Here is a 19,733-nt window from a genome sequence, read left to right on the forward strand (position 1 = left end):
CTTGTTCAGCTTGAGGGGATTTGAACCGTGAAGGTCGTTCCTTCTCCGAGTTTGGTTTTCAATTTAAGTTCTCCGCCATGACCTTTGGTCACGATGTCATAGCTCATGCTCAGGCCCAGGCCGGTGCCCTGCCCAGTGGGTTTGGTCGTAAAGAACGGCTGGAAGATCTTTTCACGGATGGCCTCCGGGATGCCTTCCCCGTTATCTTTTACCGAAACCTCCACACCATTTTCTTTTTTGCGGGTGGTTACGGTCACTGTGGGCGTATACCCTTCCCTTTCCTTTTCCTTTTTTTCCTTTACCGCATAAAAAGCATTGGTGATCAGGTTGAGGATCACCCGCCCCATGTCCTGCGCCATTACATTCACTTTTCCGACATCCGGATCGAAATATGTCTCAAGGGTGGCATTAAAGCTCTTGTCTTTCGCACGAAGGCCGTGGTACGCTAGGCGAAGGTATTCGTCCGCGAGGGTGTTGAGGTCCGTAGGTTCCTTTTCCCCGCTTCCGCTCCGGCTGTGCTGCAGCATCCCTTTGACGATCCCATCCGCCCGTTGGCCGTGGTGATGGATCTTTTCAAGGTTCTGGACGATATCCTCTGCCAGGGTCTGGGCCTCTTCCATATCCCCTTTTTGAATTTCCTCCAGCATCTCCGCTATGAGTTCCTTGCTCACTTCAGAGAAATTGTTGACGAAGTTTAGCGGGTTCTGGATCTCGTGGGCGATGCCTGCAGTAAGTTCCCCTAAGGAAGCCATTTTTTCGGATTGGATCAGCTGGGCCTGGGTGGCCTTTAATTTTGTATAGGCCTTTTCGATTTCCCTGGCGTGCTTCAACTCCTTTTCTCTTGCCAATGCCTTTTCTTTTGCGAGGATCCTTCCCTTCTGGTATTTATCAAAGAAAAAGATGCCTAGGGCCAACAGTAACGTATAAAAAGCATAAGCCCAGTTGGTCTTCCACCAAGGGGGTGTTATAGAGATACCAAGACTTTTTTCCTCCCAATCACCAGTATTTCCAATGGCTGATCTATATGTAAGAGAATAGTTCCCAGGGGGTACCTTGTTGTAAGTTACTTTTTGTCCTGAAAGGCTTTCCTGCCATTCCGAATCATATCCCTGAAGCATATAGAATATCCGTTTCTTTAATTCCGCCCTTAGATCTACCGCGGCAAAGCTTAGACTGAAATTATTTTCATTGTAATTAAGACGAATTTTTCCTGCCCTATAAAGGGAGGTTTCAAGAATACCATTTTCCCTTGCATAAACAGGCTCATTGTTCACTTTCAGGTCCATGGCATAGAGAGCCATCTTACCAGGAGATTTTTTAAATTCGTCTGGTTGAAATGTATAGTACCCATTAGGACTACTGGCAAAATACATCCGGCCCTCCTTGTCTTTGTAGGAATAACTCAGATCAGGAAATCCGTTTGCTACAACACCATTTCTTATACCGAAGATTTCTTTGTTTTTTCGGTCTGTTCCTAGCTTCACAATAGCTACATCCGTACCGATCCACAGATTATCCGCAGTATCGCCGGATAAGGTGTATGTCCATTCTCCTAAAAATATGCCGGTTTCATCAATCTTAAAAGGAGACATCTTTGTCCAGCCCTTATCACTACTCCATAGGCCGGTATTTGCACCTGCCCATAGGATGCCTTTTTTGTCCACGTACAGATCCCTAATGGCAGGACCCGTGAAAACAAGATCTAATTGATCAGTTTGTTCATTCACATTATAAACCCCACCTTCAACGGAACCAACCCATACTTTCCCTGATAAATCTTCAACAATTTTCACTCCCCAGCCTGCAGTGTCGGAGTAATTCATATGTTGATTTGTATATTTTTTAAAGGTTCCTTTTTTCCGATCCAATTTATGTACTCCATTTACGGTCCCGATCCATAAATTAGAACGACTGTCTTCATAGATATCGGAAATAAAGGCATTTACTAAACTGCCGGAATCATTCGTATCTGGCATAAACCTGGTAAAAGAGTTAGATGGCTCATTAAAAAGATTAAGCCCATTGTAAGTACCAACCCAAAGATTACTTTTCCTGTCTACAAATAGGTTTGTAATATGGTCATTACTCAGGCTTCTGGGATCCTTGTTATTGCTTGTAAATTTTTCAATCCTTTCTGTTATTTGATTCTTTCTAAAAAGTCCCTTGTTATATGTTCCCATCCATAACTCGGAAGTATCCTTTACAACCAGGCTTCTAATTTGTACCCCATGTTGAATATTTGAGATTTGAGGAATATAAGGATCTATCCGAAAGAGTTTATTTTCCTGGGTAGAAATCCAGATAAGGCCCCCATCAGACACATGGCACCACCAGGAAGAATTTTCCTTATAATTTCCAGATTGTAACCCCTGGGTGCCATAATGCGTCATGATATTTAAAAGAGGATTCCATCGATAAATCCCATCTGAATAGGTGCCAATCCAAAGATATCCTTCTAAATCTTCGTGAATAAAAGTGATATGTTGCATATTAATGGTTGATTCGGGAATGCTGAAGGCTGGGAATTCAGGATTGAATTCATAGCGGGTAATTTTCCCGGTCTTCCGGTCCATTTTATGAAGCCCATTTTTATTTGTGCCAATCCAGAAATTACCCCGACTGTCTTCACAGATAGCCCGAACCTGATTTGCCTTTAGGCTATTGGGGTCCTCTGAATTGGACATATAGCGGGTAAATGCATTGGTAGCAGGGTTATAGCGGTTTAATCCTCCTTCACCCGCATTATTCCAGGGGAAACCCGTGCCTATCCATAGTGTGTTCTCCGAATCTTCATAAATAGCCCTCACGACATTATGACTGAGGCTGGAGTCATCCCTTTCATCATTACGAAAATGGGTGAACTTCCCTGTAGAAGGATCTAATTTATCCAGACCCTTATCTGTCCCTATCCAAACCATTCCATCATGAGCTACAAGTATGGCACTTACACCACCATCACTAAGGCTCTCCGGGTCATCGGGATCATGTGTATAATGAGTAAAACTTTCCGTATCAGGATCGAAATGATCTACTCCCTTGTCGCTATATCCTATCCATAATGCCCCGTCAGAATCGGCCGCAAAACATTCGGGATAAAATCCACCCAAAGCATTTTCTTTTTCCGGATCAAACGCAAATCGTTTCATCTGACTTCCGTCATAGCGAAGAATACAGCGGTTGGTCTGATCGGAAAACCAGATAAAACCATAGCTGTCTTGTATGATTGCATTGATCTTCCCCAGTGAAATGTCGTCCACCTTTGAGATCTGTTCAAAATGCAACTTTTCTGACTGCGCTTTCATAGAAAGTATTGCACTCCCCCAGAACAAAATCAGGAAGATGACACTTGAAGTCCAAATATCTTTTCGTCCTGTCATGGCTTATCGTTCTTGGTCTCTGTAGGCAGACAGATGGTAAATACCGTCCCAACCCCCTGTGTGGTGTCGACCTCCAAAGAGCCTCCATGCCCTTTGGTCACGATGTCGTAGCTCATGCTCAGGCCCAGGCCCGTCCCCTGCCCGGTGGGTTTAGTGGTAAAGAAGGGCTGGAAGATCTTATCCCGTATGGCTTCCGGGATGCCGTTGCCATTATCCTTGACAGCTATCTCAACCCCTTTCACATTTTTACGGGTGGTCACAGTTACCGTGGGCATAAATCCCTCACCGGCCTTTTCTTTCTTTTCCTTCACTACGTGAAACGCATTGGTGATCAGGTTGAGGATCACCCGACCAATCTCCTGGGGCACTACTCTTATCTTACCGAGGGATTCGTCAAATTGTGTCTCCAAAGTGGCATTAAAGCTCTTGTCTTTGGCCCTGAGGCCGTGGTAAGCCAGTCTGAGGTATTCATCTGCCAAGATGTTGAGGTCCGTGAGTTCTTTTTCCCCGCTGCTGGCTCGGCTGTGCTGGAGCATCCCTTTGACGATCCCATCGGCCCGTTTTCCGTGATGGTGGATCTTATCCAGGTTCTGCTTGATATCCTCCATGATGGCCTTCACTTCTTCCAGGTCACCCTTGTTCATTTCTTCTTCCATCTCCTCCATGAGTTCTACGCTCACTTCCGAAAAATTATTGACGAAGTTCAGCGGGTTCTGGATCTCGTGGGCGATGCCTGCAGTGAGTTCTCCTAAGGAAGCCATTTTTTCGGATTGCACCAGCTGGTTCTGGGTAGCCCTGAGTTCATTCAATGTCTTTTCGACCTGTTTTTTGGTCTTTTCGAGCTTTGCAAAATCCTCATATCTGGCGTAGGCGATGGCAAAGGCATCGGCCAGGGAACCTACAGCTTCCATTTGCTCCTGATCCAGGGATACCGTATTGCCCACATAAAGCATCCCCTGTGTAAAGGGTAGAAAATGCAGGAAGAGGGAATCCGGCGGCTGTTCGGCACCCTGGTACTCTCTATTATCACGGACCTGTCCGAGGTCCATCATGGTAGCCATAAACGCGAGAAATTGTCCCTTGTCCCAATGGGTGCGATATACTTCTCCCTTTTTCCAGTGGGCGACGGTTGCAGCAGTATCCTTGTCCGCATCAAACGGGATCTTCATAGCGCCGAGCGACCTCCCGTCCGGAGCAGACAAAAAGGCCTGAACCGTTCTGCTTGATTCGTCCACAATAAAGACCCCACAGCGAATGAACGGGACACCCAGTGCCGTGAGTTCGTTCCAGATCAGGGGGGTGATTCGTTCAAGGTCTTCCGTGGAACGCATGCTCGCGATCTGCCCGCGCACGCGGTCTAAAGAAGCTTGTTTCAGTGCTTCACGGGCTCTCTCCTCGGCCTGTTGAAGATCGAGGAAGCGTTGATACAATCGCCCGAACTCTTTGGCAAAACGGATCACGATCTCCTTTTCTTCTTGCGTGGCCTTTCGGGTCTGATTGATCCCTATATACCCGTACTTGCAGTGCCCTTGGGTGGTATACAACCCATCGGGAAAGTCCGAGGGCCTAATTTTCTGATCCTCAGGAAGTGCAGACATCACCTCATCCATCAGCTCCCAGACATAAGGCAGGATCTCAGGGGAATAGTCAATACAGTCCACTGCATGAAGATCGCTTCTTTTCCAATTCTCAAAGGATTGTTTCCAGCTTTCCACGGCATTGATATCAATGCGTTGTTCGGCTATGGTCCTTTCATTTCCGCCCCTTGAGATCCTTAGTGTAAAGGTCTCGTTTTCCTCATCCATCAGGGTGAGATGCGTAAGGACGGGATTGATTCCAAGAAAGTCGAACTGGTCGAAAAGGACCCCGAGCTCCTCCGTGAGTTCATCAGATTGGTGCATAGCCATCGCACGGGAACGCACCCTTTCCAGCGCAACCTCGATCTGAGCTTCCCGGGCCTGAGCCTCAGCCTTTTGCAGGTCGAGAAATCGCACATAGGTCTGCTGAAAAACCTTGGCAAAACGTTCAATTAGCTCTAATGTCTCCGTTTCCGGAGGTTCATTGGTGGTGATCCCTATACAGCCGTGGGAGAAAAAAACAGAGTTGATATACCGGTGCTCGCTTAAGCGGGCTTTGTCGAACGGGAGTCCAATTTCCTCTTCCATATAACGCACCCATTCCTGCAGTTTTTTGCCGTGGAGGTCCTGCACAATGAAGCGTTCTTTCCCCCATGCATTGAATACTTCTTTGACCACAGGCGACTTGTCTACCTGAAACATAAATCGCTTGCTCACCTCATGGCCCTTTTGATCTGTCACCCAGATATCAAAGAACGCTTCTTCCCTATTGCCAATGGCTATATTGAACCGCTCCGGAGCATAGGTAAGGGCACTGATCTGTTCAAAAAGAACAGCCGCCACTTCCCCCAGTTCCTCACTTTTGTGCATGGCCATGGTACGGGCGCGAACCTTCTCCAGGGCCATTTCTATTTTGGCTTCCCGGGCCTGTTCCTCCGATTTTTGCAGGTCCATAAAGCGGATGTACGCCTGTTCAAAGACCCGCGCAAAGCGTAAAAGAATTTCTTTTTCAGCTTCAGAAGGCAGGTTTCCTTCCAAAGAAGGAACCATGATCGCTGAATTTTTGGCCCAGGCAAAAGCTAATCCATGACTTTTACTATCGAGTAATTGTTTTTTGTATTCATCGGGCAAGTTTCGGTAGTCCGAAATTTCGAATGCTTTTTTAAACCACGCATTTTTAACCTCAAAAGAAAAGTCTTTAGCGAAATACGTATCCCCCCGGAGTTTAGATTCCCAGGCTTCATCAAAAAGGGTGTCCTCAAAATAGGGAAGAAAGAAGGGAACCGAAGGATGTTTTGGATCTTCCGAAGCGGTCCAGTGGATAACGTCTTTTGAATCGTCAAAATAGGTACAGAGTACTACACCTCCCACATCCAGAACTACGCCTAGTTTCTTTAATTCTTCCGCGACTACTGCCACCACTTCCTGCAGTTCATCCGGCTTTTGCATGGCCAGGGACCGGCTGCGCACTCTTTCCAGAGCCGACTCTATTTGGGCCTCCCGGGCCTGAACTTCCGCTTTTTCAATATCGATAAAGCGCTGGTAGAGTCTTTCGAATTCGGTAGCGAATTTTTTGAGGATCTCCTTTTCTTCCTCTGTAGGTACCCTTATGTGATTAAACCCGATAAAGCCAAACTTACAATAACCCTGTACGTTGTAACCGCCCTGAGGTAAGTCTTCCGCCTTGATCCTTTCTTCCTCCGGCATGGCCGAAAAGGTTTCGGCAAATACCTCCATAAGCTGTGGTAGTATCTCAGGGGGGTAATGGGTAACAATGACCGCCTCTGCGGTCCCCTTCTCCCATTGTTCCACACTTTCCTTCCAGATATCCATGGCGTCCAGATCGATAACCTGGTGCTTGTGAATCCTTTTACCGCTCGTACCCGTCGCCCGGTAGGTGAAGGTACGATCCTCTGCATTGTACAGACTTAGCCAGACATTGATGGGACGGATACCCAGGACGTCAAACTGCTGGAACAGGACCGCCAGTACATCCGATAATTCTTCTGATTTTTGCATTCCCATGGCCCTGGCACGAACGCGTTCCAGGGAGGCCTCGATCTGGGCTTCCCGGGCCTGGGCTTCGGCTCTCTCCAGATCCCTGAATCGGATGTACGCCTGTTCAAAGACCCGGGAAAATCGCTTCAGGATCTCATTGTCCTCCTCAGAATACGGCTGGTTCGTGTAGCGAAGGATTTGAATGCTGGAATTCCTGGCAAAGGCGATGGAAGTGGAAAAGGCCTTTGAGGTTTTCATCTTCTTTTTAAGGGCAGCCGGAAAACTGCCATGGGTTAGCAAATGATTGATATATTCCTCTTTTACCTTGCCTGTATACGTCCTGGCAAACAGCTCGGGCCTATCCTTGATCGCCTTGTTGTAATCCCGCTGAATTTTGGTCTGTTCGTTGTATGGGATCCTTAAGGCCTTTCCAAAAGGGACACCCCCCACCCAGACGTCGTAATCCTCCCTGGCTTCAATCGCCCCGCTCATCCCCACGGCTTCCATATCCAGCCCCAGCGCATGCAGTTGTTCGTAGATCGCATTGGCCACCTCCTGCATTTCACCTGTGGTATGCATGGCCAGAGACTGGGATCTCACTTTTTCGAGGGCTGCTTCAATGCGCGCTTCCCGCGCCTGGGCCTCCACTTTCTGGAGATCCAAGAAGCGTTGATAGACCCTGGTGAACTCCGTGCAGAATCTGGAAAGTATCTGTTGTTCTTCCTCTGTCGCCTTGCGTTGATGGTCATAGCCTAAATAGCCAAAAGGGGTATATCCGGCTATGGAATACCCCCCTTCGGGAAAGTCTTCGGGGCCCATGCGATCAGCTTTGGGCATGGACGAGAAGGTTTCGGAGAAAATACCAAAAAGTTGAGGCAGCACTTCTCTGGGATAAAAGATCATTTCAACGGCATCGGAATTGTCGGTGAGCCATTTGTCATAAAGCGCCCGGAGTGCTTCCATGCTATCCACTTCCACCACCTGTTTCCCGGGTATTCGCTTTCCCGATTTCCCGGATGCCCTGTAGGTAAGCGTTCTTTTCTCTCGATCGAATAAACTTAAGAATACATTGACCGGCTGAATCCCCAGATCGTCAAATTGTCTGAATAAGACCCCCAGAACTTCATGCAATTCATCGCTGGATTGCATGGCTAAAGATCTGGCTCTAACCCGCTCAAGTGCGAGTTGTATTTGTGATTCCCGGGCCTGGGCTTCGGCTTTCTGCAGGTCGAGATAGCGGGTATAGGTCTGGCCAAAGACAGCGGCAAACCGGACAACTACAGAGCGGATTTCATCTTTTAATGGAGCCTCAGTAAATACGAAAAGAGTTCCGTCCTTAAATACAAAACTATTGTGGTATACTGACTTAGGAAGGGCATCCAAGTCAAAATGAACCGGGTAATCCGGAGCTCTATTTAAGATATTGAAGTACTTTTTTACCTCGGTGCCAATAAGCTCATAGGAAAAAGTCTTTGCCTTTCTTTCCCAGGTCTTTTTAACTCCTTCCAAAAGAGGATGCAGCGACATATCGAGAGTGCCTGAGTGCAGGACCGTTTCTGAGTCATCCTTTACCGAGGCGGTCCACAATTCCATGTGCTCTGACTGACTCAGGATACCTATGCCGCAACGAATGGAGCTATCCGGATGCAGACCCATAAGCTCATTAAAAAAGGTGGTAACGGTAGCGGCAATATCTTCCGTATTGTGCATGGCCATGGTCCTTGCACGAACGCGTTCCAGGGCTGCTTCTATCTGGGCTTCCCGAGCCTGGGCTTCGGCTTTCTGCAGGTCGAGGAATCGACGGTAGATCCTGCCGAATTCCCGGGAGAACCTCACGATGATCTCATTCTCCTTCTCCGTACAGGGTCGGGTATGGTTAACCCCCAGAAACCCGTATTCATTCGTGCCATGGGTGGTGTAGATCCCGTCCGGAAAATCTTCCGGTTTGATCTGATGCTCCTCCGGTACCGAGGTGATAGCTTCCTTTAAGATCTCAAAAATATCAGGCAGGGATTCCACCGGGTAATGGATGAGTTCGATATCTTCGGATCGCTGCTCCTTAAAGCGGTGTACCACGTCCATCCAGATATCAGTAGCTGAAAAGTCTACCGTTTGTTGCCCGATGGCCCTGGCCCCTCCCTTACCAGATGTGCGATAGACAAACCGGTTGTTAGGCAGGTCGAAAAGGGTAAGAAAAACATTCACGGGTTTGATCCCCAGCACATCATACTGCTGGAAGAGTACCGAAAGCATATCCTGTAGTTCTTCCGAGTGATGCATGGCCATCGCCCGGGCCCTCACCCGTTCCAGGGAAGCTTCGATCTGGGCCTCCCGTGCCTGGGCTTCGGCTTTTTGCAGGTCGAGGAAACGCTGGTAAACCCGTCCGAATTCATTGGCGATTCTAACCACGATCTCTTTTTCTTCCTCCGTGGGTGGTCGATTGTGATTAAATCCGATATATCCAAACTTGCAATATCCCTGGGTGTTGAAAATACCATTTGGAAAATCTTCCATCCTTACCGGGTATTCCTCGGAAATGGATGAGAATGATTCTTCGAAGAGCTCCCAGATCTGGGGTAGAACTTCTTTGGGAAATTCGAGACAGGAAACGGAATTTGGCTTGGAAGTCTTGAAGGCTTTAACCGCATCCTGCCATTCTGGTCTCGCATCGAGGTCCACCACCTGGCCCGAAAGTCTGTTGTTCTTGTCAGCCCTGGACATTCTATAAGTAAAGGTGTTCTCCTCCAGATTGATCAGGCTAAGATGTGCCCATACAGGATTGATTCCCAGTGTGTTGAATTGCTCGAATAATACCGATAACACTTCATTTAGTTCACTCGATGCATGCATGGCCATCGCCTTGGCCCGTATCCTTTCAAGTGAAGCCTCAATCTGGGCTTCACGTGCCTGGGCCTCTGCCCTTTCCAGATCCATAAATCGGATGTAAGCTTGCTCAAAAACACCGGCGAATCGTTTCAGGATCTCAGCATCTTGATCAGTATAAGGTTGATCCGAATAGCGCACCACCTGAATGCCGGAATTCTTTTTAGGGGCGATCAGGGTGGTGAAAGCGTCGGATGTTTCCATCTTTTTTTTAAGCGCTTTCGGAAATTCCCCGTGGGTAAGCAATCGGTCGATGTATTCCTTTTTGACCTGACCCGAATAGGTTCTGGCGAAGAGTTCCGGCCGGTCTTTAAGCATCTTATTGTAATCGCGCTGTACCTGTGTATCCTCGTTATAGGGAATTCGCAAAGCCGATCCCAGGGGTGCACCCCCTATCCAGACATCGTAGTCCTGTTTGGCCTCAATGACCCCGCTCATGCCAACGACATCCATTTCCATGCCCAGGGCCTGGAGCTGCTCAAAAACCGCATTGGCTACCAGCTGCATTTCGCTGGTGTTGTGCATAGCCAGGGACTGGGACCTCACCCTTTCCAGAGCCGCTTCAATCTGGGCTTCCCGGGCCTGGTTCTCTGCTTTTTCAATATCCAAAAATCGTTGGTATACTCTTTCAAACTCCCTGGCAAACCTGATGACGATACTGATCTCCTCCTCAGTGGGCGGTCTAGAATTGTTAAACCCGATATAGCCAAATTTGGTGTGCCCTTCACAATCGAAAACCCCGTTTGGAAAATCCTTAATCCTAATCCGCTCCTTTACAGGAAGTTTCTTTAGTGATTCATCGATCAAATTCCATAGATCGGGTAAAATTTCCGGGGGATAAACGAGGCATTGATGACTGTGAGGTTTAGCTTTCTTCCAATTCTCCACGGTTTCCTTCCATGTGGGCATGGCATCGAGGTCAATGATCTGTTCACCAATATTGGCGGCTCCGCTCTTCCCGGTAATTCTAAAACTGAATTTGTTGTTGTCTATATCCATTAGGGTAAGATGTGCAGATTTCGCATCTATACCTAACAATTCTATTTGCCCAAACATCACACTCAGCACATCATTGAGCTCATCCGAAGCATGCATGGCCATGGACCGGGAACGAATCCGCTCCAGCGAAGCTTCTATCATTGCCTCCCTCGCCTGCTTTTCTGCTTTTGCCAACCCCAGAAAGCGGATATAAGCTTGTTCAAAGACGTTAGAAAATCGTCTCAGGATCTCATTTTCATCAGCACTGAATCCTGTATTATCTTCGGAAAATTGCAAGAGGGCTATTCCTGAATGTTTTGCCAATGCTACGGAATAGACGGCAGATTTGGCTTTAAGTGCATAATTTTGCCTGCCTTCAGGAATTTCAATTTTTGTATTCTTAAGGAGATGGCGGTAGACACGATCCTTTTCTTTTTTACTCATCCTGGGGATGGCAAAAAAGTTTTTGTTTTTCTTTCGGGCCTCATAAATACCGTCAAATATTTCGTGTTTGATATATGGAAAGTAAATTTCATAGGGATACATACCCCCATCCCCTGCGATCCACATATTCAAACCTTTATCATCCCCTTCCTCAAACCGGAATAAGTGGGCAGCATCGATATTCAACCCTAGGCTGTTAATTTCCTGTAATACGGTTAATACCACCTTATGCAATTCCTCACTTTTGTGAATGGCCATGGAAGCCGAACGCACTCGTTCCAGTGACGCTTCGATCTGGGCCTCCCGGGCCTGGCTCTCTGCCTGTTTCAAATCGAGGAACCGCTGGTACAGCCTGCCAAACTCTATAGCGAATTTCCTTACGATCTCTTTCTCTTCCTCGGTGGCCCTTCTGGAATGGTTGAAACCGATATAACCAAACTGGCAATGCCCCTGGGTGGTATAGATGCCCTGGGGAAAGTTTTCTGCCTTTATTTTCGAATCAGGGGGCAGTTTACTGAAGATCGGTTTCATGATCTCAAAGACCGCCGGCACTACCTCCGGTGGATAGTCTATGCAGTCTACGATCCCCGGATCCCCTTTTTTCCATTTTTCATACGAATCATACCATGCGGGGTAGCTGGCCATATCAATGATTTGTTCTGCAATAAGGCGCTGCCCTGAAGTACCTGTGATCCTGAACGAGAAAGTGTCATCCGCCTCATTGAAGAGGGTTAAATGAGCAAAAGCCGGATCAATTCCCAGGATATCAAATTGCTTGAAAAGCAGTGAAAGTACATCCGTTAACTCATCCGTTGTTTGCATGGCCATGGTCCTGGCACGGATCCTTTCGAGGGAGAGCTGAATCTGTGATTCCCGCGCCTGGGCTTCTGCTTTTTTTAAATCCTCAAAGCGTCGGTATGCAAGATCGAATGCGGCACCCATTTTGGTGAGTATGGTTTTCATTTCCTCCGGAGGCGCATTCAATAGATCGATTGCTAATTTTCCATTATTCAGTCTTTTTACCGCATGATGTAACCTGCTTAATTGAGTTTCTTCAATAAATGCCTTAACCTCATCTGCGATTTCACCCTTATCCTGTTCACGAAGCCAGGCAATTATTCTTGTAAAATCTTTATGATCCTGTTCTTCGAAAAAATAATCCTCTTGATTTTCCCATACGCGTTTTACATATAAATGAGGATCTCTTTTTTTAAGTTTAAACGTGATGTCAAATGGAACTTCATAGTCATTATTGTCTTTCTCAAGCGAGGATAAATCCCACATCCGGACCTTATTTTCTTCCGCCTCAAGAAAAATGGTTGCTGCTATTACATCCGGAATTTCTAAGGACATCACTTCATTTTTTAGTGTTGCCACTACTTCCATGATCTCCTCCGACCTGTGCATGGCCAATGCCTTGGCCCTCACACGTTCTACTGCCAGGTTTATTTGAGCCTCCCGGGCCTGGGCTTCTGCTTTTTTTAAGTCCAGGAACCGGGTATAGGTCTGTTCAAATACCTTAGCGAAGCGCTTAAGGATCATTTCCTCCTCCTCCGTTGGCTTTGACTTCCCCGATTTACACAAGGTGCCATACTTGTTATTGGCCTCAATGAATTCCAGGGTATCCGTTTGTAGTGAATCCATGATCCTCAGAAAATAATCGGTCTTTGCGGCTTCACTACACACCTTCATGAATTCCTCAATTTCATCTCGGGATTCAAATGAGACGTAATTAACATCCGATCCCGCCCTCCAGGATTTCAAGGAGGTCTCCTCAAACAAAGATGCGGGGAATGAAATACAGATGGGTTCATCGTTGAGTCCTTCGAACCGACTGAACCAGACATCGAGGTACTCCTGGTCTAGGTAAAAAATAGAGATCCAGGTTTGAATGAAGTCGAGATTTAAAACTTTCAACTGGTCGAATAACACCTTGACCACTTCGGAGACTTCATGAGTATGTTGCATAGACATGGATGCAACCCTGACCCGTTCCAATGCGGCTTCAATTTCCAATTCCCTGGTTCTTTCACGGATCTTCGCTTCCAGTTCTTCATTTTTCTTCCGCAGGCCCTCCATGGGAAAGGCTTCCTCTTCGGCTATATCCGAATCGGGTGTGGAACCGTGAAAATGGGTAATCACCCACCTGTCTGATACTTTTTCAAGAATGGTAGAAAGTCTGAGCGGCAGGTTGTGATCATTGTCCTCAATATAGAGTTCAAAATCCTCCAGGATCAGGAATGCAGATCCATCTGACAATAATTTTTCAATAACAGGTTTTCGTGTCAGCTTGAATTTTGTTCCCTTTAATTGTTCAGCCTGTAGTTTCGCCATCCCCTTTACGGCCTCCCCGTCTTTAAAAAATTCATGTGCGGCGGTACCGTACCCCAGGAAATCAGGATGTATGATCTCATCGAGTTCTTCGATGGACGCGAAATCGAAAAAGACCTCGATCACTTTGTTGTATACAGTGCGGGCCTCAGTGGCAATCTTTCCTCGGGAGGTTGGTTTCATTAATGGTGGTTATAGCGTTGATTGGTTAGTCATTGCCACATTGTCTAATATAAGTAAGATTTAGGAATTATACGGGGAGTAAAAAAGAGACCTCTCCGCATTCACCAGGATTAGCCTCATTCTGAAAATACAAAAGACCAACTACTGCGCAGTTGGGTTTATTTTTGGCTGGGCGCTCAGAGAAATCCAGGATTAGCTTCCCCAGAAGCGTGCTCCGCTCTGCTTCAGGGGCGCTGTTCCTGAACGAACCTCGTGGTGAAAATACAAAAGACCAACTGCTTCCGCAGTTGGGTTTATTTTTGGCTGGGCCTCTGAAAAATCCAGGATTAGCTTCCCCAGAAGCGTGCTCCGCTCTGCTTCTGGGGGGCGCTGTTCCTGAACGAACCTCGTGGTGAAAATACAAAAGACCAACTGCTTCCGCAGTTGGGTTTATTTTTAGCCCACTCCTACCTCACCAAGATTAGCTAGCCCCTGTAGCGAGCTACGCTCTGCTTCAGGGGCGCTGTTCCTGAGAAAGTCTCATTCTGAAAATACAAAAGACCAACTGCTTCCGCAGTTGGGGTTTATTTTTGTCCCGCACCACTGGAAAACCAGTTTTCCGTGGGCGGTTTCAAAAATAAAGGCCTTTGCTCATCGCAAAGGCCTTTTGTGCTTATCTGTAGCCTCACCAGGAATCGAACCTGGATCTAAAGTTTAGGAAACTTCTATTCTATCCGTTGAACTATGAGGCCGTAATGGGGATGCAAATTTATGAATACTTTTTAAGAAGTTTTTGTCCAATTTCAGGATATTTTTTTAAATCCTGAATATACTTCCTACTCTTCATCCGTTTAATATGCTTTTCAATTTTAAGTGCGACCGTTCTATTTTCTGTTTCCAAAACAAAAAATAATTCCCATGGCATTTTCAATCTGCTCTTGCCAATATTCAATTCCTTCGAATTATGCAAAAGAAGCCTCTGACTTACATTGGAGGACTCACCAATATAATATGATCCATCAATAGTAGAATGGATAATATATACAAAATGCATCTATGATTGAGTTGAAGTCGCTTCTGAAAATCTTTGGAAACTTCCCCCGATAGCTATCGGGGCTATCCGTTGAACTATGAGGCCATTATGGGGATGCAAATTTATGAATACTTTTTAAGAAGTTTTTGTCCAATTTCAGGATATTTTTTTAAATCCTGAATATACTTCCTGCTCTTCATCCGTTTAATATGCATTTCAATTTTAAGTGCGACCGTTCTATTTTCTGTTTCCAAAACAAAAAATAATTCCCATGGCATTTTCAATCTGCTCTTGCCAATATTCAATTCCTTCGAATTATGCAAAAGAAGCCTCTGACTTACATTGGAGGACTCACCAATATAATATGATCCATCAATAGTAGAATGGATAATATATACAAAATGCATCTATGATTGGGTTGAAGTCGCTTCTGAAAATCTTTGGAAACTTCCCCCGATAGCTATCGGGGCTATCCGTTGAACCTGCCTGACGGCAGGCAGGCTATGAGGCCATAATGGGGATGCAAATTTATGAATACTTTTTGAATGAAAAAGCATCTATTTTAAAGAAGCCTGTAAACGATCATGAGTCCGCCCCGATAAGGGATCCACTCCCCACTCTTGTTGTAATTCCTTTCCTCGTCCAAAGGGATGTCTATCCGCATGCGGGTTTCCTGACTGTAAGCGCGGTAGGTGGCCTGTGAAGTCCCCCCTCCCAAAAAAAGTTCAAGGGCCCATCGGTCCGAAAGTCTTTTTTTGTATCCAATACTGGCCCCTATATAGTAATTTCGCCCCGATTGGTATACATCTTCATCGTATCCATACTTGGTCAGGGTAAACATTCCAAAACCGACATTTCCTCCAAAGAAAAAGCCCTTTATCCCGTCCTTACCATAATATCGTACCTCCCCGAAAGCCTGTGTGAATTGCAGAGGTTTACCGTCAAAAGAATCCCAGAAGGAACCGGACAGGTCCATTTGAAAACTAAAGCGCTGCGAGATCGGAACCTCTATTCCCACATTGGGCATCAGGAGGAGGGCTGAGGCCGCATTGAATTTTAATTCCGTTTGGGCCCTGAGAGGTGAGATCCCCGTGATCAGTATACACAACAGGCAACCGGTCCTAAATATTTTCCTGATCTTCATATACTTCTTTCTCGCGTCTTAAATATATCTATTCTGGTGAACATCATTGTTTATTATCGATATAAAGCAGTGAATCGAGCCTCATTTACCGCCATCTTTCTCGTTAGTATCTGTCACATTATTCCCAATTTTATCGTATTTTGACCTTCCTGAAATTACAACTCAAATACACTATCCATGAAAAAAAGAATCCTCTTCTCACTGATTTTCGTCTTGATCGCTTCCTTCGCCTTTTCACAAAGAAACAGAGGAGGAACAACTCCCTCTGAAACCAGGGAAAACAAACTCTCCCTTGATGGGCTTAAGCTCAGAAACGTTGGGCCGGCCTTTCTGTCCGGAAGGATCGCAGACATCGCCATTCACCCAGACGATCCCAATATCTGGTATGTGGCCGTCGGTTCCGGAGGGGTCTGGAAAACCGAAAACGCTGGTACTACATGGACCCCGATTTTTGACAAGGAATCTACTTATTCCATCGGCTGCCTGACCATAGACGCTAACAACCCTTCCACCATCTGGGTGGGAACCGGGGAAAACGTCGGTGGGCGTCATGTGGCCTGGGGAGATGGAGTATATAAAAGTGAAGATGGTGGCAGCAGCTGGAAAAACATGGGCCTTAAATCTTCAGAGCATATTTCCGAGATCATCGTTCACCCGGAAAATCCGGACGTGATCTGGGTGGCAGCCCAGGGGCCGTTATGGAGCAAGGGGGGTGAACGGGGATTGTACAAATCCGTTGACGGAGGCTCTACCTGGAAAAAAGTCCTGGGTGGTAATGAATGGACCGGGGTCACCGATATCATGCTAGACCCCAGGGATCCAGACCGGATCTACGCTGCAACCTGGCAGCGGCACCGAACCGTGGCAGCCCTTATGGGCGGTGGGCCCGATTCTGGCCTGCACCGTTCTGAGGACGGGGGTGAAACGTGGGAAAAATTGAGTTCGGGCCTTCCCAATTCCAATATGGGAAAGATCGGGATCGCCATTTCTCCTCAGCATCCCGATGTGGTCTATGCAGCCATCGAACTTGATCGCACAAAAGGGGCTGTCTACCGCTCTGAGGACAGGGGCGCTTCCTGGAAAAAGATGTCGAATACCGTCTCCGGAGGTACCGGTCCGCATTACTATCAGGAACTGTACGCAAGTCCACACGCTTTCGACCGGCTCTACCTTATGAACGTACGCATCCTTACTTCCGATGACGGGGGTAAGACCTTTGCCGAGTTACAAGAAGATGAAAAACACTCGGATAACCATGCGATCGCCTTCAGACCGGATGATCCGGATTACCTGCTCGTAGGTACGGATGCTGGGATCTACGAAAGTTTCGACCTGGCAAAGACCTGGCGCTATATCAAAAACCTGCCTCTTACCCAATTCTATAAGGTGGCGGTCAATAACCAGAAACCTTTCTACCATATCTTCGGGGGAACCCAGGATAATGGTTCTGCAGGAGGGCCATCCCGTACGGATGAAAGACAGGGAATCCGCAATGCCCACTGGTACAAGACCCTCGGGGCAGACGGTCACCAGTCGGCCACCGACCCCGTGCACAATCACATCATCTATGCAGAGACCCAGCAGGGGGGGCTGCACCGTGTGGACCTGATCACAGGGGACCGGGTTTTTATTCAGCCACAGCCAAGAGCTGGCGAACCTCATGAGCGCTTTAATTGGGATGCCCCCATTCTGGTGAGTCCGCACAAACCTTCACGCCTTTATTTCGCTTCCTACCGGGTATGGAAATCAGAGGACAGGGGAGACAGCTGGACCCCCATCTCCGGAGACCTCACCCGAAACGAGGAGCGGATCACCCTCCCCATCATGGGTAAACAGCAGAGCTGGGACAATGCCTGGGACGTAGGGGCCATGTCTAATTACAATACGATCACCTCTCTCTCGGAATCCCCTGTCCGTGAAGGCGTAATCTATGCCGGAACGGATGATGGTTTTATTCAGGTGACTTCCGATGGTGGAGGCAGTTGGAACCGTATCCCTGTCACCAGCTTCGGTCTGCCTTCCAGTTCCTTTGTCAATGACATCAAAGCAGACCTATTTGACGAGAATACGGTGTATGTTGCACTGGACAATCACAAAGAAGGCGACTTTTCAACTTACCTCTATAAAAGTACAGACAAGGGAGCTACCTGGAGGTCCATCAAAGGGGATCTGCCAGACAATACCCTGATATGGAGATTGGTACAGGATCACGTCAAAAAAGACCTGCTATTCCTGGGTACTGAAAAAGGGCTCTACACTTCCATGAATGGAGGAGTGAACTGGCATAAAGTGCCTGGAGCGCCTACGATCTCCTTCAGGGACCTCACTATCCATAAAGGAATGAATGACCTGGTAGGAGCCTCTTTTGGCCGTGGATTTTTTGTGCTGGACGACTACAGTGCCCTCAGAGAGATGACCGATGCAACCCTGAAAAAAGAAGGATCCCTGTATTCCACGAGGACTGCCCCCTGGTATGTCCCCAAAGATGTGGTCGGAAATACCGGCGCTGATTATTACTTTGCCGAAAACCCCGATTTTGGAGCCTGGTTCACCTATTCCCTGGCAGAAGGTTTCACCTCTATGACCAAGGAGCGAAAGGACCGTGAAAAGGAACTCGAAAAAAGGAATGCCTCTATTCCCTTCCCAGGCTGGGATGCCCTGGAAGAAGAGAGGCGGGAGGCAGATCCCAAAATCTGGATCACCATCCGGGATGAAAGGAACAACGTGATCCGCAATGTGGAAGGCACTTCTAAAAAAGGCCTGAACAGGGTTGCCTGGGACCTGAGACACCCGAGCAGCAGGGCCATCAGGCCGGGACAGGAATCCGGAGGCGGGAATTCCTGGTGGAATTCTGGACCCTTGGCTATGCCAGGCACTTATACAGCCACCCTCTCCAAGGAGGTGGATGGGGTGGTCACCCAACTCGATGGGCCCATCACCTTTAAAGTAGAACCCTTGTTCGAAAGTACCCTTAAAGGGGTTTCCTATGAGGATTACAATGCATACATCTCCGCTTATAATGAGGTCTCAACCCAAGAGAATATGGTTTCGGATGTTTTGGAGAGGAGTATGGACAAGGTAAAGGCGATGCAAGTGGCCCTTAACCGGACCCCCGCAGCGCCAGGTACCATGGCTTCCAAACTCCACGACCTGCAACAAAAACTATTCGCATTTGAAGAGAAGCTGGAAGGAAACAAATCGAAAGACGAGATAGGAGAAAGAAATCCTCCCACCGCGGGGGATCATCTGAGTGTGGCCAGACGCGGACTTTCAACGACCTATGGCCCAACGCCCCTCCACAAGCAAAGTCTCGGGATCGCAAAGACCATGATGGCCTCCCTTTACACGGAGATCGGTAATATAGGGAATACCGTTATTCCGCAGCTGGAAAGTGAATTAAAGGCTATGGGAGCCCCCTATATCCTGGGGCAGGGTATTGATTGAATTCCCGGGTTATGAAATACAAAGCGCTGCCGGATGGCAGCGCTTTTTTTATACTGCGTTAAAAAATAACTCCCGTGTGATATTGCGTCATCCACGCGATCCAGGCGATCCCCACACAGATCAGGAACCTCGCCACCTCTATGGGGTTAAGTTTAAGATTCATACTAGTGTATTTGAAGCGTCCAAAATAAAACCCGATCTTTTCGTTCATTCCAAATTTGGATGAACCCAGCTGTTTTTTGGGTAAATGAATCGCGCCTTCCCTCAGATAGGGTAAATCCGGTATTTGGTCGAGAGGTAAAAAATGGACAGTTCGCGTCCAATATCCTTAAAGTATCGGTAAGTTCCCTTGACCTATAGCT

General features: G+C 47.3%; 6 protein-coding genes and 1 tRNA gene. 1 reads left to right on the forward strand and 6 read right to left on the reverse strand.

The window, feature by feature from the left end:
• Positions 1-5: 5 nt before the first annotated feature.
• The 6 genes from GWK09_RS04200 to GWK09_RS04225 all read right to left on the reverse strand — a co-directional run bounded on the left by GWK09_RS04200 (position 6) and on the right by GWK09_RS04225 (position 15,927).
• A complete protein-coding gene (locus tag GWK09_RS04200; protein WP_163691748.1) occupies positions 6-3,302 on the reverse strand; it encodes a sensor histidine kinase in 3,297 nt (1,098 codons plus the stop codon).
• 71 nt (positions 3,303-3,373) lie between these two features.
• On the reverse strand, positions 3,374-13,771 hold the full coding sequence (locus GWK09_RS04205) for an ATP-binding protein (protein WP_163691749.1): 10,398 nt from the start codon (positions 13,769-13,771) through the stop codon (positions 3,374-3,376).
• Positions 13,772-14,430: 659 nt separating this feature from the next.
• Positions 14,431-14,502, reverse strand: a tRNA-Arg gene (locus tag GWK09_RS04210).
• A gap of 17 nt (positions 14,503-14,519) precedes the next feature.
• Positions 14,520-14,804 carry a GIY-YIG nuclease family protein gene (locus GWK09_RS04215; RefSeq protein ID WP_163691750.1) on the reverse strand — a complete coding sequence of 95 codons (285 nt, stop codon included), beginning with the start codon at positions 14,802-14,804 and terminating at the stop codon, positions 14,520-14,522.
• A 101-nt stretch (positions 14,805-14,905) separates the two neighbouring features.
• Positions 14,906-15,190: a GIY-YIG nuclease family protein gene (locus GWK09_RS04220; RefSeq protein ID WP_163691751.1), complete on the reverse strand. Its 285-nt coding sequence runs from the start codon at positions 15,188-15,190 to the stop codon at positions 14,906-14,908.
• Positions 15,191-15,345: 155 nt separating this feature from the next.
• On the reverse strand, positions 15,346-15,927 hold the full coding sequence (locus GWK09_RS04225) for a DUF3575 domain-containing protein (protein ID WP_163691752.1): 582 nt from the start codon (positions 15,925-15,927) through the stop codon (positions 15,346-15,348).
• 177 nt (positions 15,928-16,104) lie between these two features.
• On the opposite strand from GWK09_RS04225, the gene GWK09_RS04230 reads away from it, so the two are divergent.
• The gene (locus GWK09_RS04230) at positions 16,105-19,371 is read left to right on the forward strand and encodes a WD40/YVTN/BNR-like repeat-containing protein (RefSeq protein ID WP_163691753.1); all 3,267 of its coding nucleotides are present in this window, start codon (positions 16,105-16,107) and stop codon (positions 19,369-19,371) included.
• Positions 19,372-19,733: the final 362 nt, after the last annotated feature.

Source organism: Muriicola jejuensis (assembly GCF_010671595.1).
In the GTDB taxonomy this organism is placed as follows: domain Bacteria; phylum Bacteroidota; class Bacteroidia; order Flavobacteriales; family Flavobacteriaceae; genus Muriicola; species Muriicola jejuensis.

Bases quoted from the DNA above. Each gene is read 5' to 3' on its own strand.
- GWK09_RS04200 (WP_163691748.1), bottom strand. From the start codon at position 3,302: ATGAAAGCGCAGTCAGAAAAGTTGCATTTTGAACAGATCTCAAAGGTG.
- GWK09_RS04215 (WP_163691750.1), bottom strand. From the start codon at position 14,804: ATGCATTTTGTATATATTATCCATTCTACTATTGATGGATCATATTAT.
- GWK09_RS04205 (WP_163691749.1), bottom strand. From the start codon at position 13,771: ATGAAACCAACCTCCCGAGGAAAGATTGCCACTGAGGCCCGCACTGTA.
- GWK09_RS04230 (WP_163691753.1), top strand. From the start codon at position 16,105: ATGAAAAAAAGAATCCTCTTCTCACTGATTTTCGTCTTGATCGCTTCC.
- GWK09_RS04225 (WP_163691752.1), bottom strand. From the start codon at position 15,927: ATGAAGATCAGGAAAATATTTAGGACCGGTTGCCTGTTGTGTATACTG.
- GWK09_RS04220 (WP_163691751.1), bottom strand. From the start codon at position 15,190: ATGCATTTTGTATATATTATCCATTCTACTATTGATGGATCATATTAT.